1 protein-coding gene and 1 pseudogene are annotated in these 2,099 nt (G+C 45.2%); both read left to right on the top strand.

Annotated features, from left to right (window positions below):
- A partial coding sequence (locus KDK17_RS15150) for a replicative DNA helicase (RefSeq protein ID WP_257288422.1) occupies window positions 1–677 on the top strand: 677 nt, incomplete at its 5' end.
- A 42-nt stretch (window positions 678–719) separates the two neighbouring features.
- A pseudogene (locus KDK17_RS15145) lies at window positions 720–2,099 on the top strand (hypothetical protein); the annotation flags it as partial.

The following is a 2,099-nucleotide window of genomic DNA, read 5'->3' as shown; positions in this document are numbered from 1 at the left end:
TCCCAATGATTGGAATTGTCCTGCCTGATCTTCCAGTTTTGGTAACTTTGCAACAGCTGATGATGCGTATGCTGTCTTCTCTGGGGCGGATTAATCAGAGCAAAGTGCGTTCCGGTAAGCTGGAAGAAGACGACTGGCCGAAGCTGGTTTCAGCGGTAGAAAAAATCAAGGACAAAAAGCTGTTCATTGATGATACCGCTGGTATCAGTCCTTCAGAAATGCGATCCCGTATCCGTCGTGTGGTGCGTGAGCATGGTGATATGGCCATGATTATGATCGACTATCTGCAACTGATGCAGATTCCCGGTTTCAGTGAAGGTCGTACCAACGAAATCTCGGAAATTTCCCGATCCCTGAAAGCCATTGCCAAGGAGTTCAACGTACCGGTGATTGCGCTGTCTCAGCTTAACCGATCTCTGGAGCAACGCCCCAACAAGCGTCCGGTCAACTCCGACCTCCGTGAATCCGGAGCGATTGAGCAGGATGCTGACGTTATCATGTTTATCTACCGTGATGAGGTCTATAACCCGGACACCGAGTTTAAGGGTATTGGCGAGATCATCATTGGTAAGCAGCGTAACGGCCCCATCGGCTCGGTAAGATTGGCCTTTATTGGTCAGTACACCCGGTTTGAGAATCTCGCTCCTGATGCCTATGTCAATTTTGATGATGAGTAATTGGGGTCATTATTGTCATGATCTGTCGAGGAACTCATTAGCATGCCTGAACAATACACAAAGGCGAAATTTTGGAAATGTGCGCTTCAGGTGAATCCTTTCGACTATATCCGATATCGTGGTCAGGATATTGCGACGGACGAAGAGGCGTACAATCAGAAGCTTTTAGAAGTTTGTCTGGAAGAAGAAATCAAGGTTTTAGGGATTGCTGATCATGGTCGGGTTGAAAGTATTGATGCAATCAGGGAAAAAGTGGAACCTCATGGCATTGTTGTTTTTCCAGGGTTTGAGGTCACTGCCAATGATAACGTTCACTTTGTATGCCTTTTCTCAGAAAAAACCAGTTCTAAAGTGCTGGAGCGATATCTTGGTAGTTTGAAGCTGCTTGATATCAAGGATGGAACCAGACCTTCTGAGCTAAGCTCAGCTCATTTAATTGAAGAAGTAGACAGACTGGGAGGGGTTTTGTTTGCAGCCCATAGCACCAATGATAATGGGGTGCTTAAGCTCAGACAGAATCATATCTGGACAAATCCTAAACTTCGAGCGGTGCAGATACCGGGTACAATTGATGACCTTAAACCTGCAGAGAATGGCTTTTATTATCAGGTGGCGTTAAACAGGAGTCCTCAGTATCAACGTGATAGGCCTATGGCTTTGATTAATGCTGCAGATGTTGAAGCGCCGGAGAAACTGCGGGAGAAAAGTGCAAGTTGCCTTATCAAAATGACCAAACCCTGTTTTCAGTCTTTCAGGCAGGCTTTTCTTGACCCGGAATCCAGATTGCGCTTGAACTACGATGTTCCTGAAAATCATGCTTCTGTCATTGAGTCTATTCGGTTTACTAATGGTTATCTTGACGGTGTTCAAGTTGGGTTGGCCGATCATTTAAATGCTTTGATTGGTGGCAGGGGAACCGGAAAATCAACTTTGATAGAGAGTGTCCGCTTTGTACTGGCAAAAGAGCCTGTGATGAGTGAAGCAAGAAAATTGCATGAAAAAATAGTCAAGGAAAATCTTTCAAAAGAAAAAGCTCATGTGGAACTAAGAGTGCGTTCAGCTGCTATGGGGGGAAGGTGGTTTACTGTTTCCAGACGCTATGGTGACAGGCCTGTTGTCAAAGATGAGCAAGGCAATATCTCTCCTCATTCTCCTTTGGAGCTGCTTCCAGATATAGAGGTGCTTGGACAGAATGAAATTTATGAAACAGCCAGAACGGTAGAGGGCAGAGATCATTTGCTCAGTCGTTTTTTGCAAAATAGAGACTCCCGGGAACATAAAAAAATTCAACAGATACTCTCAAATCTGGAAGAGAATCGGTTATCAATCCTGAAAGCAACGGAGTTGCAGGGAGAGCTGGAAGCCGATGTTGCAAAGTTACCAAAACTGGAAGATCAGGCAGGACAATTCCAATCATTGGGA

Origin of the sequence: Endozoicomonas sp. SESOKO2, from assembly GCF_024606245.1 — a bacterium.
Classification (GTDB): Bacteria; Pseudomonadota; Gammaproteobacteria; order Pseudomonadales; family Endozoicomonadaceae; genus Endozoicomonas_A.
Note: the sequence above shows the minus strand (reverse complement) of the source record. Positions and strands in the feature narration are given on the sequence as shown.